The organism is Actinomycetota bacterium, assembly GCA_014360655.1.
In the GTDB taxonomy this organism is placed as follows: domain Bacteria; phylum Actinomycetota; class Geothermincolia; order Geothermincolales; family RBG-13-55-18; genus JACIXC01.
This window is the reverse complement of sequence record JACIXC010000005.1, coordinates 1-16,061: the sequence shown is the minus strand read 5'-3', so window position 1 is coordinate 16,061 and position 16,061 is coordinate 1. Positions and strand designations below refer to the sequence as shown.

Here is a 16,061-nt window from a genome sequence, read left to right as displayed (position 1 = left end):
TACTCGCTGTTCACACGGCAAGTAAGTTTTCCGGAGAAGGTTCACTAAATCGCCATCAACCCTATTATAGGAATGGCATGGTGGCGCGGCAATCACGCCGGCGCCGGATCAACCACGCATCCACGGCTGCACTTACCATGGAAGGACCCTGTCTAAATGGTCACGGAGCTGGAGGCCGCGAGCATGGAGCCCAGGATGTCGTACATGTTGCTCACCGTGCCCAAGGCCACCTTTTCCTTGAGGCCGAAGAAGTCGAGGCAGGTGCCGCAGACCAGTATCTCCACACCCAGGGAAGAAAGATTTGCCAAAGCCTGCACGGTCTCCGCTCCCTCCACCGCCAGCAGCACGCCGCGGTTGAAGAGTACCACCCTCCAGGGAAGGACGTCGCTCTCCGCCAGGGTGTTCAGGAAGGCCTTGATGAGCACGCGGCCCAGCTCCTCGTCGCCACGACCCATGATGTCCGAGGAGAGGACGACCACCTTCCTCTCGCCGCTTGGACCGCATGCGGCCGCCGACCCGGTAACTTCTTGCGCGGGTGCCCTCGCGCGGGAGATGACGACGCGGAAGCAGTCCCCCTCCTCCGCCACCTCCACGGCGCAGCCCTGGGAGGCGGCGAAGCGGGACACGTTGTCGCGGGCGGTGGCGTTGTCCACCAGCACCTCGATGCGCTCCGCACCGCCCCGCAGGGCCTCCCGCGTCCTCATAACCGGGGCGGGGCAGGCGAGTCCCCTTGCGTCCACCGTTTCCGCCATGGCGCCTCCTTTCTCGGTCACGATTATGGCAGCGTTTACCATACGGTGCGTTTCCGCGCCTCGGCCCGCGGGCGGACCTATTTCCCATATTATGCCAAAGGCGTTTCAGGGAGACACCCTCACCGGGCAGGCACCGCCGGACACGAATTCCCCCACGCGTCTCCAGGAACCCTCCTCTCCCATGCGCGCGGCGAACTCGGGCAGGTTCTCCGGCGGAAGGGCGATGAGCATCCCCCCGGAGGTCTGGGGGTCGCAGAGGATGTCCCGGTCCACGACGTCTACGCCGGCGGCGAATTCCACCTTTCCCTGCAGGAAATCGCGGTTGCGGTGGCTTCCGGCGGGGACCATCCCCATATCCGCCATCTCGCGCACACGGGCGTAAACGGGGAGGGAGGAAACGGACACCTCGCAGGACAGCCCCTCCTCCGGCAGCATGTTCAGCAGGTGCCCCAGCAGGCCGAAGCCGGTGACGTCCGTGCAGGCCCGGGCACCCGCGGCCAGCGCCGCAGCCGAGGCGCGCGCGTTGAGCTCCGCCATCCCCCGCAGGGCGTCCTCCATGTCCTCCTCGCACAGGAAATCCCCCTTCAGGGCGGTGGCCAGGATACCCGTCCCCAGGGGCTTGGTGAGGACGAGGACATCGCCCGGAGCCGCTCCCCGGCTGGTGAGTATGCGCCTGGGGTGTACCTTGCCGGTGACCGCCAGCCCGTACTTGGGCTCCTCGTCCTCCACGGTGTGCCCTCCCACGAGGGCGGCACCCGCCTCGCGCACCTTGTCCAGACCGCCGCGAAGGACGGCGGCCAGGACATCCATGCCCAGGGAGCAGGGGAAGCACACGATGTTCATGGCCGAGAGGGGCACGCCGCCCATGGCGTAGATGTCGCTCAGGGCGTTGGCGGCCGCTATCTGCCCGAAGAGGTAGGGATCGTCCACGATGGGGGTGAAGAAATCCACCGTGTGCACCAGGGCCGTCTCCCCGTCCAGCAGGAAGACGGCGGCGTCGTCCGGGGTGTCCAGGCCCACCAGGATCTCCTCCCGCACCTCCCCGGGCGGGAGCAGGCGCAGCACCTTCTCCAGGTCCTCCGGACCCACCTTGGCCGCTCACCCGGACTTGCTGGAGAGCAGCGTCAGCCTTATGCGCTCGCCCAAACGTCACCTCCCGGCCTGCGTGCCTCGCGCTTCCCCGGGCGGAACCGGGAAGGCGGCAAAGGCATATGAATATTAGAAAATATTATATCTTTTAAAATATAATTTGATAAATCCCCTGGGTGGGCTTCGGGGGCCCCGCATCCCTTCCTGTCCGAGGGGTTCCTGTCCGAGGGGTTCCTTTTCCTATCTGAGGGGTTCGCCGAGGCTGCGGCTTATCTCCGCCACCAGGTGCTCGCCGGCGGCGTAGGCGTCGCGCAGCGCGGTGGGGTGCTTCTTCACCGCGCCCTTCTCCTCCATGCGGAAGAAGAGAAGGCGCTCGTAGTACTTGATGTCCAGGACGTCGAAGAAGATGTCCACTACCCTTAGGGCCCCGTCGAAAGCGCGGGGGTCGTCCGCGCCGGCCACGGAGAGGAAAAGCCCCCTCCTGGCATGGCGGGTTGAAGGGTCGGTGACTTCCTCGCCCAGGATGCTCTTCCTCGCCCAGATGCACTGGTGGCGGTCGATGAGGGCCTTGACCTGGGCGTTCAGCGAATTGAAGTAGATGGGGGCGGCGAGGATGATGCCGTGGCTGGAGAGGGTGAGGCTGTAGATCTTCTCCATGGCATCGTCCAGCAGGCATATCCCGTCGCGGCGGCAGTCGCCGCAGCCCTGGCAGGGGTATATGTCCCTGTTGCAGACGATGATCTTGTTGATGGTGGCGCCCGCGTCGCGGGCTCCCCGCAATGCCTCGTCGAGCAGGAGAGAGGTGTTACCGTTCTGGCGCGGGCTTCCCGCGATCCCGAGAATTCTTACCATCGGCAATTCCCTCGCAAGCAGGCCTTACACGGCAGGTCGGAGCAAATTGTATCCGATAAGCCACGGTTCTGCAAACTCCGGGAGGCGTCCGGGAGGCGTTTCCGGAAAACCGCCGTGGAAGTGGGCCTTTGCGGGAAAACCCGCCGCCCCCTAGTCCTGCGACGGCGGCCCTCAGGCCACGGCGCCCTCTTCCCGCATCTTCGCGATCTCTTCCGGGGCGAAGCCCGCTTCCCGGAGAAGGGCTTCCGTGTGCTCTCCCAGGGCGGGAGGCGGCGACTCCAGCCGGGGAGGGGTGAGGGAGAGCTTGTACGGGCTCCCTATGACCCGCAGGCGGCTTTCTCCCTCCCCGACCTCCGCCACCATTCCGCGGTGTCTTACCTGGGGGTCGTCGAGGGCCTCCGCTATCCCCGGCAGGGGGCACCAGGGGGTGTCCTTGTCCCGCATGATCTCCGTCCATTCGGCGATGGTGCGGGAACGGATGATCTCCTGCATGCGGGAGACGAGCTTCTCCTTCTCCATGATCCTTTGCGCCAGGTTCAATCCCCTGGCATCCTCCATGCCCAGGGCGTCGCAGAGATTGTTCCAGAACGGGTCCTCGTGGGCTATGCCTATGACCAGGTATTCTCCGTCGGAGGTCTCGAAGACGCCGTAGTGGGGCGTGGCATGAAGGGGGTTCATGGTGGGGACCTCCCCGGTCTCCAGGTAGGGGCCCACGCTGTTGTGCATGAGAGCGACCACGCAGTCGAGCATGGAGATGTCCACCAACTGGCCCTCACCGGTCCGTTCCCTGGCCAGGAGGGCGGCCTGGATGCCGATGACCGCGTTGAGGGCCGAGGTGATGTCCGCCACCTCGAACCCAAGGACCACCGGCTTTCCCTCGCCGTCCCTGGTAAGGCCCAGCACGCCCCCCATAGCCATGTAGTTGATGTCGTGGCCGGGGCGGTCGCGGTAGGGCCCGTCCTGGCCGAAACCGCTTATCGAACAGTAGATGATGCGCGGGTTCATGGCCTTGAGGGTTTCGTAATCCACGTTGAGGCGAGCGGCTGTGCCGGGGCGGAAGCCCTCCACCACCACGTCGGCGGTGCTTGCCAGGCGGTGGAAGGCCTCCTGCGCGCGGGGATGTTTCAGGTTAAGGGCCAGGCTTTTCTTGTTTCGATTGATCTGGTTGAAGAGGAACCTGAACAGGCGGGCGTTGTCGCCGATGCCCACGGGCTCCACCTTGATGACCTCCGCTCCGAAGTCCGCCAGGATCATGGTGCAGAGGGGGCCCGGATAGAGCTGTGAGAGGTCCAGGACGCGAACGCCTTCCAGTGCCTTAGCCATTTCTACCTCCTCCTTCATCCCTAACCGTCTCGTTCCGGATCGTGTAGGAAAAACCCGTGGTGAATGTCTTTCAGGTCTTTCATGGCTCTTTCATGGCCGATCGGCTTACCGTGCACCGATATATTAACATAAAGTAAACCTCGTTTCCTTTGCCAGGGCCTCGTGCTGCGCGGAAGACGCTCTCGCGGGCGGATCTCACACCATTCCTCACACCTTCCCTCGTACATCCCCTGCCGCAGTGATGAGCGGGGCAGAGCATCAAGGGAACGAGACGCCCGCGCCCCCCATCACGCGTTGCATCGATATCGCAGGCGAACGTTTCGCGGCTCGCCCCCCTCCAAGGGGAGACGCGGCACCTTCGTGCTCCGCGGAAAATCTCGTGGGCGCATAAAATGGTCGGGGTGAGAGGATTTGAACCTCCGACCTCGGCGTCCCGAACGCCGCGCGCTGACCAAACTGCGCCACACCCCGACAACAACCTATTATAGCGCAAACACATCGGGGGTCGGGCCCCGTTCGTGTTCCGCGGACATGTTCTGCGGACATGTTCTGCGGAAAGCATCCCGCGACCGGAGTCGGGCCCCGTTCATGCCCGGCGGGTGCCTGCCCGGGGGCAAGCGCTTTTCTGCAAACGTGGACGGATCACGATCCCAGGACAGGGTGGCTTTTCGGGGATGAAACGCCCGCATCCTCGCGCGGCATGGGGGCGCGGCATGGGCGCCGAAGCCGTGTTGCCACCTCGAGGTGCAGGGTTAATAATGGGAGAAGCCGGAAAGGCGGGGAGACAAGGGAAGAGGCAAGAGAGCGACATGGGATATCCCAAAGCGGTAGTAAAGGGGTTCATCTCCCTGTGGCCCCTGACGCGCCTGGCGAAAAAGCTGAGTGCCCATCCTCCGTTCAGGCAACTGTCCAGGCTGCTGACGGACGAGAGGATCATGCAGGTGACCTTCGTCCCCGTGGCGGAGGACATCCCGGGTCCCGAGAGCATGGCGCTTCCGCGGCAGGCGATAGCGGCGCTGATCGAGGCATCCTCGCATCGCTTCATACACGACGGTTGCATATGCCGTAACCACGAGGGTTGCACGCGATACCCGCGCGAGTTGGGATGCATCTTCCTGGGGAAGGCGGCCGCGCGCCTGCATCCCTCCATAGGGCACCGCGCCTCGGTGGAGGAGTGCCTGGAGCACCTGGAAAAGGCCTCACGGGCGGGTCTCACGGGGATGGTGGGACGCATATGGTTCGACGCCACCAGCCTGGGCGTGCTGCGCCATTTCCGCGACTTCGTGGTGGTGTGCTTCTGCTGCGATTGCTGCTGCCTGGTGCGCACGGACATGCGGGAGGCCGGGCCGAGCGTCAAGGGCACCATACGGAAACTATCATCCGTGCGGGTGCGGGTCGGCGACGCCTGCAGGGGTTGCGGTACCTGTGAGAGTATCTGCTTCGTGGGGGCGGTTTCCCTGCACGACGGGAGGGCGCGCATAGATGAAGAGCAGTGCAAGGGATGCGGCAGGTGCGCTCAGGAATGCCCCAACCAGGCCATACTGGTGGATTTCGACCGCGATGACAGCATGTTCCGGGAGCTGCTGCAAAGGGCGGGCGCGATATCAGGAGAGGAGGTCGCGGGGAAGGATTGAGGCCTTCCCGGAGGGGGCCGCATAGAGACGGGTAAGGGAAATGTGGGAGGGGGAGAGGGAAGGGAAGCGAAGGGAAGGGAGAGGAAGCGCAAGCGAAGGCATGAGGGAAAGGGAACGGGAAAGGGAAAGAAAAGCGGGTCCTAAAGGACAGCATGTAGGAAGGGCAAAAGGGAGAACGTATTTTAGGGACACGGGCTTGCGGGACAGGAGAGGGACGGATGGCGACGGAGTACGTCGGGACGGTCGAAGAAGCGGTCATGGTCCGCTGTGGCGGATGCGGCCGGGAGATGGACTGCCGGGAACTGCTGGACGGAGAGAAGTACCTCTGCCGGCGCTGCCATCACCTGCAGGTATCGCGGCGGCGGAACGGGAGCGGCATGGGCTACCGGGCTTTCCTCGCGCTGGCGTGCGCCTGCCTCGCGGCCGTGGCGCTGGCCGGGTTTTCCCTCTGCTTCCTCTACCTCTCGGGCACGGGGCGGGTCACCTGGTTCCTGCCGCTTTGCGCGTCCATGATGCTGGTGGTCGGCGTGCCGTCTTTTATCCTGACGCGCAGGCGTAACCTCGCCCTGCTCGCCGCCTCCCTCTACCTCCCCCTGTCCATGTGGTCCCTTCTCTGGTCGCTGGCTCCCGGCGTGGACTGGGAATACGAGGGTTCCATGGGGTGGAGCGCGCTTTTCTTCCTCGCCCTCGCCTGCCTGGGCTTCTATGTATACGGCAGGGACCTGCGCACCCTTGCGAGATGTTGAGGTGATCTGGGGTGATGAGGCGTGATACGGCCGGAGCGGAGAACAGGTGGCGGGAGGGGGACGGCCGGCGCGCGCCATGCCGCCGCCCCGGGCACATGGGATAATATGGGAGCGAGTGCGTGAACCCCTGGGACCGCTGCCTCTGGGAATTGGGTTTCGCGGTATGCCACCAGCGCCCGGAACGGCTTCTCCGCTTCGGGGACAAAGCCCTTTTCGTCTGTTCCCGCGATACCGGCATCTACGTTTCCTTCTTCACCACCCTCCTCCTGCTCTCGCTGCTGCACGGCAGGGAGAGGGCGGGCATGCCGCCCGTGCCGCTTCTTCTTCTGGGCGCGGCGGGCGTCCTTTTCCTCTGCTGGGACGGGGTGACCAGTTACCTGGGGTGGAGGGAGAGCAGTAACCTGCTGCGTTTCCTGAGCGGCTACGCGGCGGGGGCGGGGCTGGCGTTGCCCGCCGCGGCCCTGGTCAACCGCGAGGTCTTTCACGGAGACAGGGAGCGCAGGGTGGGAGCGGGCCCGCGCGAGCTCCTCCCCGCGGTTTCGGCCGCCCTGCTGACCCTGCTTGTTTACACGTGGCGTCCCGGGGCGCTGTTCAGGGTGGGGCAATGCTGGCTCCTGGTATGCATGCTGGGTACCCTGTGGTCCCTGAACCTCCTGCTGGCCTGCCTCTTCAAGCCCGTGGCCGCTGACGGCCGCCTGGGGACACGCATGGCGGTGGCGGCCTTGCTCGTCCTGGTCGAGCTGGCGGGCTCTTATGGCCTGCACAGGGCCTTGCAGGGCGGTGGCCCGCAGTTGCCGGCGCTGGCGCGGGGCACGTGCCGGTGGTCCTGATCCTCGTGAACGCGCAAAGGCGCCGGGATGGGGCCGCTCGTTGGCGGAAAGAACAAGTAGCCTCAAAGGGCGAACTAAAAGGGTGGCATCCAAGGGCGGCCTCAAAGGGATATCCACGTGAAGGATGGAACGGGCCGGTCGGCCCAGGCGCCGCTTTTTATGGTATAGTGATTGAAATCCTTGAGGCTGGGAAGGCAGGGATGGCCCGCGCGGAACCCTCGGATACGGGAGGTCGACCATGCACGCGAACAAGGAAAAGCTCAGGGTGGAGATCCATACCGCCTCGCATCGCATCATAGGAGATCTTCACATCTTCGCCGGCGCGCGGCTGACGGATATCATGCAATCCAGGGAGACCCAGACCTTTTTCGCCTTGACCGACGTGGAAGCCTATAACCTCAACACCGGGGAGCTGCTCTTCCGCTCCCAGTTCATCGACGTCAACCGCAGCCACATCGTCTTCATCAGGCCATTCGAGCAGTCCGCCGCGCGCGGCGAGGAGAGACGCCCCGCCTTCTGAGGCTCGCGGCTTGAACTGGGACCCTGGGGTTCATGCCGCAAGGCGCCAGTGGCCGCACCCCTTTGCGTAACGGCTTTTTCCGAAGCTGGCGTGCCCTATCGAGGCGACCCGGTGCGTGCCGCAAGGCACCCTGGCCGCATCCTGTCGGCATGGCTCGGTACCGGTGTGGCGGACGGAAAAAACAACGAGAGGAAAGCGAGAGAAGGCGGTCAAGGAGGACGGCCCGGGTTTCGCAACGCGTCACTTATCGGAAGAGGTCGCATTCCCCCACCGCGTGGGCTTCCGTGAGCGGCGCGAGGTAGCCCACGTGTTCGAAGAGAAAGGTGTTCACGATCCTGCGTACGGGTACGGATATCTTTTGCGGCCTGCCCGTTTCGTCGTAGATGAGGCTGATGTTGCCGTCCAGGCGCGCGTTCCTCTCATCGAGCAGCTTGGTCACTTCCTCGGTCACCTTTTCCATGTCCTTGCGGGTGTTGTAGGTGTGCGCGGCGAGGTCCGCCGCGTCGCTCGCCGTTCCCCTGGTGGAGATGTGGTTGGCTATTATGGGTCCGCACTGGGAGATGATCAGGCCGATGACCAGGGCCACCAGGAATATCTTCAGGATATAGGTCCAGACCTGGCCGTCCTCGCTGCGGCACCTTTTGCCCATTTCCGCAAGGGATTCGCGCTTCATCTCGTATAATTCCTTCGACCCCTACGGCTGGGTTCCTTTAGGACCGTCTCGCGATATCACCATCATCCCCTAAGCCGGTCACCTGGAACCGACCCCTACCGGCGGGGTTCCCTCAAAACCGCAACCGGGTACCGGCGCCTCGCGGTGCGTCCGCCCCTTCTTCGTCGGCCGCCGCCCGCAGATCACCGCGCTGAGCCGTCTTTCCCCGCGGGCCTTCCCAGGAAGCGGGAGAGGCTACCGATGTAGCGGGAGGAGAGATTCTTCAGGGCGGCGAGCTCCTCCATGCGCAGCAGGTGGGCGAGGAAGAAGAAGGCCACCGCCCCCTCCGCCAGGGGCAGGGCGGCGAGCAGGAGGTCGTTCCACAGTCCGGCGGCAGGGTGAAGCCTGCTTACCAGGTAATGGGAGGCGTAGATGATGGCCGCCATGCCCGCCGCCGCCGTGCCCGCCTTCGCCGCCGTGAGCGCGGCTTTCCTGCCCCCCAGCCTGCCGAGGCGCCGGCGCAGGACCGCGCCGTCCAGGAGCATGGAAAAGAGGTAAGCGGTGGAGAAGCCCAGGGCGAGTCCCTTCACCCCGAGCCAGCGGAAGAAGATTAGGTTGCACGCGATGTTCACCGCCACCACGAAACAGTTGACGATCATCGGCGTGCGCGTGTCCTGCATGGAGTAGAAGGTCTTGGTGAGGAGCATGTCCACGGAATAAGGGATCAGCCCCAGGGCGAAGAAGAAGAGAACCCCCGAGAGGAGTTCCGTGTCTCCCGCCTTGAAGAAGCCGTGCTGGAGGAGCAGGCGGATGATGGCCCGGTTGAGCGTGAGGTAGACGACGGCGCAGGGGAGGATGACCAGCAGGGTGGACCTTATGCCCGCGTTGAGGGTTTCCCTGAAGCGGGACATGCGCTTGAGGGCGGCATGCTCGCTCATGGCGGGGAAGATGGCGGTGATTATGGAGACGGCGAATATCCCGTAGGGGAGCTGGAAGAAGAGCTGCGCGTACTGGTACGAAGGCACGCCCCCGTCCTGCCTGATGGCGAGGGCGAACACGAACCACGTGTTCACCTGCCAGAGGAGGATGTAGCCGAGGAGGGGGATCGCCAGGCGGCCTATCTTGCGCACGGCGGGATGACGCAGGTCGAAGGTGAGGGTATAACGCACCCCCATGCGCATCAGCGTGGGCAACTGCACCAGTGCCTGCGCTACCACTCCCAGCGTGGTGCCGATCCCCAGCACTACGAGGTGGAGCTGGTTGTCGCGTGGTCCGGGCAGGAAGTTGAACACCACCACCGTTCCTATGACCACCAGGTTGTTGGCGATGGGGGCGAAGGCGGGGGCCGTGAAGTGGCGGTGGGCGTTGAGGAGACCGCCGAAGATGGCGCTGAGGCCGTAGAAGATGATCTGGGGCATGAAGAAGCGCAGGAAGAAGGATGCCTGATCACGCACCACCTGGGTGGTGACGTCTCCAGACGAGTAAGACCCGAAGGCGGTCATGAGGCGGATGATGAGTGGGCTGGCCATGATCCCGGCCACGGTGACCACCGCCAGGATGGCCAGGGCGATGTTGGTAACCGCGCTGGCCACGTACCAGGCCTCCTCCCGGGAACGGGTGCTCAGGTATTCCACGAAGACCGGTATGAAGAGGGAGGCTATTATCCCGCCCATGACCAGGTCGAAGACCATGTTGGGCATGGAGTTGGCGAGGTTGTAGGTGCTGGGCAGGTTTGTGCGCCCGTATCTCAGGGTCAGTCCGAGCACGTAGGCGAGGGCGGCGTAGCGCAGGAAGCCGGTTATCCTGCTGATGGCGGTCCCCACGGCCATGATCGCGGCGTCCCTGGTGAAGGCCTCCGGCTCATCGCGTCGGGGTACGGGGGCCGTTTCGGTCACCTGGCGTTCCTCCCTCTCGCGTGTTTACCCCCCCTGATGCTGCGGGAAATCCGGCGCACGAGAAGGGAGAGGGCGACCAGCGCGGTCAGGCAGATCAGGAGGATGATGGCGAGGGTATTGATGATGGAGGTGTTTACGGCGGTGGTGGTCTCGTCGATGACCAGCCCGTCGATCTCAAGCGCGATCTTCACCAGGAAAGAGCCTTTGCGGGGGGTGCTTACGGAGGTGACGAAGCGGTTTTCCCGCGGCTCGATCTGTACCTCCATCCTGGCGCCCTCCGGGAAGGTGAGGCTGGCGTTTTCCAGCCTGAGGGTAGCGCGGACGGGAAAGTCCAGGTTGCTGGTGACGTCCACGCTGAGCTTGCCCTCCGTGCTGGAAAGGGTGACGGAGCGCTTGCGCCCGATGGAGATCTTGGAGAGCTCGCCCCGCATGAGGTCGCCCAAGCTGGCGAGGAAGCTGGTGGCCGCGTTCACGTCGCCGCCGTCGCTGAAGCGGTGATGCATGCCCAGGAGCACCAGGCGGGCGAGCTCGCGGGACAGGGGGTGATCTTCCGGCACGATGGCCCGTGACAGCGCGGCCGCCTGGTCGCGGATGGCGGCCAGGCGCAGCGCGTACTCGGAGCCGTCAGCGGTGTACTCCGGCGGTTGCACCACCACCCCCTCGACGGGGAACTGGTCGTGGCTCAATTCCTCGAGGCGGCGGGTCTGCAGCCAGGGGCACCCGTCCAGCGCCCCGTAGAACCCTTCCAGGAATTCCCGGTCGGGAAGGAATGAGGGGGGGAAGGCGAGGACGCAGGAGCGGATGGCGTAGGGCTTCTCCCTTTGCAACACCGCCAGCTCGGCCACTATGGTCTGTATGACGTGGCGGGAATCGCCCGGCGGATTCGTCCGGAGATATTCGTAGAGGGCAGTGTCGCGGACGAAACCCGTGATCTGCTGCCCGTTGGAGGCCGCGAAACGCACCGGTTGAGAGATGGAGGTCCCCTCCAGGAGCTGTCGTCCCGCGGAGCTGGCCTGCAGTGCCCCCTCCGTGGCCACAGTGAAAGCCACCCCTTTTCCCGCCATCAGCTGAAGGAGGGGATCCGTGAGCCGAAAATCGGGGGATACGAAACCCGCGGGCTGTATGCCGCTTTCCGTCATGTCCGCCATGCCCCGTGCCATCTGTTCCTCCACCTCGCCCGCCCAGCCCAGCGAGTTGAACAGGTCCAGGTCGCAGAAGGAGTAGGTGGTGCCCACCACGTCCACCTGCTCGCTTTCCAGCAGGCGCCGCAAGGAAGCGAGTATCGACTCCGCGCCCCTCCCCGCCTCCCCCTTTTCCGCGTCGGGTTTCCCGGCCATGGTTTCCATCTGCTGGTAGATGAAGGGCGGGATGACGAAGCTGCTGCGCAGCGCGGGCCTGTCTGCGAGGGTCTTCACGAGCGAGAAGAGGAACCCCGGCGCCTGCTGCGACGGGGAACAGGCGGCGGCCAGCCCCCCGTCAAGGGTGTTGCCCAGGGCGTCCTGGGGTGGGAGGAAGTCCAGTGTCCAGAGGAGGGAGAGGTTGAGGGGATAGCCGGCGTCGCGGCTCATGATCACGAGGAAATTAAGGTCGGAAGCGATGGTTTCCCCCTTCCTTCTCAGCCTCACCTCGTAAGGGTAGACGCCGGCCTTCAGCCCCCACGAGGAGGGCTCTATCTCGTATGACCCGTGCCCCAGCTCGTTCTCGGGCTTGATGGTGGCGAGCCTGCGCGTGAACAGGGGATAGCGGCGGGTTTCCTCGCGGAAGGAGGCGAGGTAGGAGCGGGTGATGGCGGTGGAGTAGACGAGCAGCTCCACCACCAGGTCCTCGTCACGGAGCTCCAGCGGGACGCTCATGTCAACTTCCAGGTTGACCTTCTCCCCCGCCGCGTAGGCGTACGACGTCGTGTACGCCGAGACCGCCGCAGTCGCCTCCTGTGCCACGGCGCCGCGGGAAGGAAAGAGGGATGGAAAAAGGGAAAACGCGAGGAAAACGGCTGTGAGCAGGAGGGATGGCAAGGAGGACAGGCGACGCCTCATGTCGCGCTCCTCGGGCCGCCCCGGCGGTCGCGGCACATGATATACCTGCGATCCCCCGTTTCCTTGAATCCCAGTTTATGGTAGAGGGACAAGGCGCGTTGGTTGTCCTCCTGCGTGTTGACGGAAACCAGGGCGGCACCCAGGGCCCGGAAGGCGCACAGCATGCCGGAGGAGAGCATCTCGCCCACCCCCTTCCCCTGCTCGGAAGGGTGCACGCCAAGCCTTTGCAGGTAAGCGAGGCGCCCGTTGACGCCTCCCACGGCGTACCCCAACGTCTCGTCACCCTTCGCGGCGACGAGGAACACGTTGCTGTGGCAGGACTCGGCCACGTTGCGCAGCGTGCGTCGGTCAAGGCTCCAGAATTCGTCAAAGGCTTCGGCGTCGACCTGCAGTACCCGCGAGAGGTCCCCGGGCCGGAAACGCCGCAGGCGCACCCCCCGCAACCAGGTGGGCGGTTCCGGCCTGCCGCACAGCTCCTTTTCGAGGACGACCACGCGCGCGAGGGTACGGAACCCCCACGAGGAGAACTCCTCCGCCTCCTCCTCGCACAGGGGCCTGGTGATAAAACTCTCCGCGCCCTCCTCCAGGCACGCCTCGCATGCATGCAGCACCAGCCGCCTCCTCTCCTCCCCCCACGCCCTCGTGTACCAAAGGGCTGAGATGTCGCACCGGCAGCGCCAGTTCCCGGTAAGGACGAAAGGCGAGGCGGGGTGGCCGTGCAGGGAGAGGAGGAATATCCTACCGTTGTGGCTGCCCATGAAGGCGAGGAAGTCGCGGCGGTTGCGGAAAAGATGGCTGTCCCTCAACAGCGGCCAGAAGGCCCTGAAGGAGGCGGGAGAAGCCGGGACGACATCCCCCCCGGTATCCCTGCGCTCGAGGTTTCGCATCAAGACGACTTCCTTTACTCACTGCGGCGTCTTTCATGCCAGTCCGCTTACTTCCTTCAACAAGAATATTATACCGACGGCGGCCAGGAAGACGGCGAAGAGGGCGAGGACGCGGCGGTCGCGCGCGCGCAGGGTGAAGAAGGAACCCACGTAGGAGCCCGGCATGACGCCCAGCGCCATGGCCAGCGCTATGGTCCAGTCCACGTGCCCCAAGAAGGAGTGGATGATGCTGCCGGGGACGGCCAGGATGGCTATGACGGCAAGGGAGTTGCCCAGGCACTCCTTGACCTCGAGGCGGAGGAGGAAGAAGAAGGCAGGGACGAGTATGATGCCGCCCCCCAGCCCCAGGAAGCCGGAGAAGAAGCCGGCGCAGAAGCCGATGAGGCTCAGCATCCAGGCGGGGCGGTGACAACGTTCCCCGCGCCGGTCTCCGCCCGCGTAGGGGTCCCTGCCCAGGGCGGATGCGAAGGTGCGTTCGGCCAGGTAGAGGATGAGCAGCGAGGTTATGATCATGATGTAGCGGGTGTCGAAAAGGGAGGTGAGAAGGGAGCCCAGCGCCGTACCAAGAAGGCCGAACACGGCGCAATAGCCCACCACGCGCGGGATGATCTTGCCCGCCCGCCAGTAGTTGAAGCCTCCCACCACGGCGGAGGGGATGACCACGGGCAGGGGCGTACCGAGCGCGATATCGGATGATTGCATGAGGAGGAGTCTTATGGCGGGGGTGGATATGGCGCCGCCGCCGATCCCGAAGGCGCCGGAGGCGAAGCCCGAGGCAAAACCGAGGAGCACCGTGAAGAGGGATTCCGCGATGGCCAAGTGGTTTCCTCCGGTGTCAGCGGACGACGTCCACGACGTCGGCGTCCGCGGCCCGGACAAGGTCGTAGGACCTTATTTTCAGGACCATCTCCGGCTCGCCGCCGCCCGTGTAGACCACGTCTTCGCGCAGGGCATGGATATCGATATACCTCGGCATCTCCGTCTTGAGGGCCACCGGTGGCGTGCAGCCGATGAGGTAACCGGTGAGCGTGCGCACCTCGTCGGCGTTGAGGAGGCGCAGGCGCGAGACCTTGAGCTCCGCCTTGAGCTTCGCGTAGTCCACCATGCGGTCGCCTGGGATCATCACCATGACCGGGTTGCCGTCGGCGAAAAAAAGCACCGACTTCACGATCTGGTGGGGCTCGAGCCCCAGTACCGCCGCCGCCCGGCTCGCGGTGCGCGCCGGCTCCGGCATCCTGCACAATTCGTGGGGTATGTTCGCCATCTGGAGGTGGTTATGAACGTCCACGCTGCTCAGCAAGTCGACCTCCTTTTCCGGGCGGGACCCTTGCGGTTGGCGGCCGGTTGTCGTGAAGGGCGTTACGGTCGTTTTTCGCAACCCATTATAGCATAGTAAGCAAATTGCCTGCTTTGAAGGACTCCTGCTGGGAAAACGAAACGGCGACGACTTTGACCTGGAGCGGGCGGCCTTCCCGCACCTTTCGCTTCTCCCCGCGGCACCACCGCCGCGCGCCGTGACCGGATGCCGCGTTCATCGTCCTGCGGGCTGCATGGGCGGGAATGGCGTGGAGGTGCGGCGCCGACCTTATTTCAGCCCGCCCTTGCGGCCGATTTCCTGGTAGAATTTGGTACCGTATCTTTGCTTGGTCGTCTGCCCTCCCTTGCGCCCGCCTTTCTGGCCGATCTTCTGGTAGAATTCCGTCCCGTACTTCTTGAGGGTGGACTTTCCCCCCTTGCGCCCCGCCTCGCTCCTGGTCATCTTCCGGTTAGCCATGGACGATCCCTCCTTCGCAAGAAAAGGTTTTCATTACCCGTTCAGCGACGCAAGCTCCCTCATATAATTATTACCCCGAGGGGAGGTATCTATAAACCCTCCGGTGCCGCGGGTGTGGGGCGGCCGCCTTTTGCCGGGGTTGTCACGCCGGGCGCAAACCCGTACGTCAGGGTGTTTCCCCCTCCACGGGATCCGGCCTTTCCTCGCCTCCCTCCTCGCGGCGCGAGGCCCACCAGAAGGCGAGAAGCAGCAGCAGCATGGCCGCCGCGGAGACCATGGTCACCCACAAGGGCACGGTGGAGACGAAATAGACCACCAGCGTGACCACGGTGGCGGCGATGAGCACGCCCAGGAAGATGGCCGGGAGGGCATGGCTGAAGGGGACATCGAAGACGAAGGCGGCCAGCGCGCCCGTCCAGGCTCCGGTTCCCGGCAGGGGGATGGCGACGAAGAGGCAGAGCGCGGCATCCCGCCACCTTGCGAAGGATCTGCCGTGCTTCCTCCTGGTGCGGGCGAAGAGCCAGGAGAAGAAGCGGTCCATGACGGGGGAGCGGCGGCGCAGCCAGTCGGATATCGGCCCCAGGAGAAGCAGGATGAAGGGGATGGGGAGCATGTTCCCGAGAAGCGACCAGAGAAACGTGGTGCCCAGGCCGGCGCCCCAGTACTTCGCGGCGGGGATGGCGCCCCTCAGCTCGATGACCGGGATCATGGATATGATCACCGTGCGCAGCCAGACGGGTATGCCTCCCAGCCAGTGGAGATACCAGGACTCGGAGAAGAGAAGCCCGGTCCTCGACCCCGCGACGGCGGCGAACAACCTTTCCTTCATGGCATGCGTCGCTCCCTTTCGAGCATGTTCCGTTCACTGGCCCGGTCGCGCTACATCTTAACACTTTTCGCGATGGCCGGTAAGCCGGTGTGCTGGTTCACTACATGGTGAACACATCATCCCTATCCTTGCTCTCCTCCATCCACGCCTTCAGGAACTCCATGGGGGTGAGATAACCCAGGCTCTGGTGTGGTCTCACGTAATTGTACACGTAATTCCATCTGCAAAGGATCTCGTTGAGC

The 16,061-nt window shown here is 64.5% G+C and carries 17 protein-coding genes and 1 tRNA gene; 4 read left to right on the top strand and 14 right to left on the bottom strand.

Annotation, left to right across the window (positions count from 1 at the left end):
- Window positions 1-152: 152 nt before the first annotated feature.
- The 5 genes from yedF to H5T73_04975 all read right to left on the bottom strand — a co-directional run bounded on the left by yedF (window position 153) and on the right by H5T73_04975 (window position 4,487).
- A complete protein-coding gene (gene yedF, locus H5T73_04995; protein ID MBC7247121.1) occupies window positions 153-773 on the bottom strand; it encodes a sulfurtransferase-like selenium metabolism protein YedF in 621 nt (206 codons plus the stop codon).
- Between the two features lie 84 nt (window positions 774-857).
- The gene (gene selD, locus H5T73_04990; protein ID MBC7247120.1) at window positions 858-1,841 is read right to left on the bottom strand and encodes a selenide, water dikinase SelD; all 984 of its coding nucleotides are present in this window, start codon (window positions 1,839-1,841) and stop codon (window positions 858-860) included.
- Between the two features lie 240 nt (window positions 1,842-2,081).
- Complete coding sequence (locus H5T73_04985; GenBank protein MBC7247119.1) at window positions 2,082-2,693, bottom strand: flavodoxin family protein; 612 nt, start codon at window positions 2,691-2,693, stop codon at window positions 2,082-2,084.
- Window positions 2,694-2,864: 171 nt separating this feature from the next.
- Entirely contained in the window at window positions 2,865-4,016 is a 1,152-nt protein-coding gene (locus tag H5T73_04980; protein MBC7247118.1) for a CoA transferase, read from the bottom strand.
- A 393-nt stretch (window positions 4,017-4,409) separates the two neighbouring features.
- Window positions 4,410-4,487: transfer RNA gene (locus tag H5T73_04975), tRNA-Pro, on the bottom strand.
- 338 nt (window positions 4,488-4,825) lie between these two features.
- Between H5T73_04975 and H5T73_04970 the strand changes: the two genes are divergently transcribed.
- From H5T73_04970 to H5T73_04955, 4 genes are all read left to right on the top strand, one after another.
- Window positions 4,826-5,650, top strand: coding sequence for a 4Fe-4S binding protein (locus H5T73_04970; GenBank protein MBC7247117.1), 825 nt, complete (start codon window positions 4,826-4,828; stop codon window positions 5,648-5,650).
- A gap of 218 nt (window positions 5,651-5,868) precedes the next feature.
- Window positions 5,869-6,396 carry a hypothetical protein gene (locus H5T73_04965; protein ID MBC7247116.1) on the top strand — a complete coding sequence of 176 codons (528 nt, stop codon included), beginning with the start codon at window positions 5,869-5,871 and terminating at the stop codon, window positions 6,394-6,396.
- Window positions 6,397-6,515: 119 nt separating this feature from the next.
- A complete protein-coding gene (locus tag H5T73_04960; GenBank protein MBC7247115.1) occupies window positions 6,516-7,226 on the top strand; it encodes a DUF2085 domain-containing protein in 711 nt (236 codons plus the stop codon).
- Between the two features lie 238 nt (window positions 7,227-7,464).
- Complete coding sequence (locus H5T73_04955; protein MBC7247114.1) at window positions 7,465-7,746, top strand: hypothetical protein; 282 nt, start codon at window positions 7,465-7,467, stop codon at window positions 7,744-7,746.
- Window positions 7,747-7,990: 244 nt separating this feature from the next.
- Here the strand turns inward: H5T73_04955 and H5T73_04950 are convergent, their stop codons facing one another.
- The 9 genes from H5T73_04950 to H5T73_04910 all read right to left on the bottom strand — a co-directional run.
- Window positions 7,991-8,419, bottom strand: a complete 429-nt coding sequence (locus H5T73_04950; GenBank protein ID MBC7247113.1) for a hypothetical protein — start codon at window positions 8,417-8,419, stop codon at window positions 7,991-7,993.
- 182 nt (window positions 8,420-8,601) lie between these two features.
- Window positions 8,602-10,293 (bottom strand): murein biosynthesis integral membrane protein MurJ, encoded by a 1,692-nt coding sequence (gene murJ / locus H5T73_04945; GenBank protein MBC7247112.1) that lies wholly within the window; start codon window positions 10,291-10,293, stop codon window positions 8,602-8,604.
- Window positions 10,290-12,329 (bottom strand): hypothetical protein, encoded by a 2,040-nt coding sequence (locus H5T73_04940; GenBank protein MBC7247111.1) that lies wholly within the window; start codon window positions 12,327-12,329, stop codon window positions 10,290-10,292. The genes murJ and H5T73_04940 overlap by 4 nt, the downstream gene beginning before the upstream one ends.
- A complete protein-coding gene (locus H5T73_04935; GenBank protein MBC7247110.1) occupies window positions 12,326-13,219 on the bottom strand; it encodes a GNAT family N-acetyltransferase in 894 nt (297 codons plus the stop codon). The genes H5T73_04940 and H5T73_04935 overlap by 4 nt, the downstream gene beginning before the upstream one ends.
- Window positions 13,220-13,249: 30 nt before the next feature.
- Entirely contained in the window at window positions 13,250-14,035 is a 786-nt protein-coding gene (locus H5T73_04930) for a sulfite exporter TauE/SafE family protein (protein ID MBC7247109.1), read from the bottom strand.
- A 16-nt stretch (window positions 14,036-14,051) separates the two neighbouring features.
- Complete coding sequence (locus H5T73_04925; GenBank protein ID MBC7247108.1) at window positions 14,052-14,504, bottom strand: YbaK/EbsC family protein; 453 nt, start codon at window positions 14,502-14,504, stop codon at window positions 14,052-14,054.
- Window positions 14,505-14,801: 297 nt separating this feature from the next.
- Window positions 14,802-14,990: a hypothetical protein gene (locus tag H5T73_04920; GenBank protein MBC7247107.1), complete on the bottom strand. Its 189-nt coding sequence runs from the start codon at window positions 14,988-14,990 to the stop codon at window positions 14,802-14,804.
- Between the two features lie 166 nt (window positions 14,991-15,156).
- Complete coding sequence (locus H5T73_04915; protein ID MBC7247106.1) at window positions 15,157-15,819, bottom strand: small multi-drug export protein; 663 nt, start codon at window positions 15,817-15,819, stop codon at window positions 15,157-15,159.
- 100 nt (window positions 15,820-15,919) lie between these two features.
- Window positions 15,920-16,061, bottom strand: a 142-nt coding sequence (locus tag H5T73_04910; GenBank protein MBC7247105.1) for a transposase, incomplete at its 5' end; no start/stop codon positions are given.

Excerpts from the sequence above, each read along its gene's own strand:
- H5T73_04985 (MBC7247119.1), bottom strand. The coding sequence starts at position 2,693 with ATGGTAAGAATTCTCGGGATCGCGGGAAGCCCGCGCCAGAACGGTAAC.
- H5T73_04980 (MBC7247118.1), bottom strand. The coding sequence starts at position 4,016 with ATGGCTAAGGCACTGGAAGGCGTTCGCGTCCTGGACCTCTCACAGCTC.
- H5T73_04970 (MBC7247117.1), top strand. The coding sequence starts at position 4,826 with ATGGGATATCCCAAAGCGGTAGTAAAGGGGTTCATCTCCCTGTGGCCC.
- H5T73_04965 (MBC7247116.1), top strand. The coding sequence starts at position 5,869 with ATGGCGACGGAGTACGTCGGGACGGTCGAAGAAGCGGTCATGGTCCGC.
- H5T73_04955 (MBC7247114.1), top strand. The coding sequence starts at position 7,465 with ATGCACGCGAACAAGGAAAAGCTCAGGGTGGAGATCCATACCGCCTCG.
- H5T73_04950 (MBC7247113.1), bottom strand. The coding sequence starts at position 8,419 with ATGAAGCGCGAATCCCTTGCGGAAATGGGCAAAAGGTGCCGCAGCGAG.
- H5T73_04940 (MBC7247111.1), bottom strand. The coding sequence starts at position 12,329 with ATGAGGCGTCGCCTGTCCTCCTTGCCATCCCTCCTGCTCACAGCCGTT.
- H5T73_04920 (MBC7247107.1), bottom strand. The coding sequence starts at position 14,990 with ATGGCTAACCGGAAGATGACCAGGAGCGAGGCGGGGCGCAAGGGGGGA.
- H5T73_04915 (MBC7247106.1), bottom strand. The coding sequence starts at position 15,819 with ATGAAGGAAAGGTTGTTCGCCGCCGTCGCGGGGTCGAGGACCGGGCTT.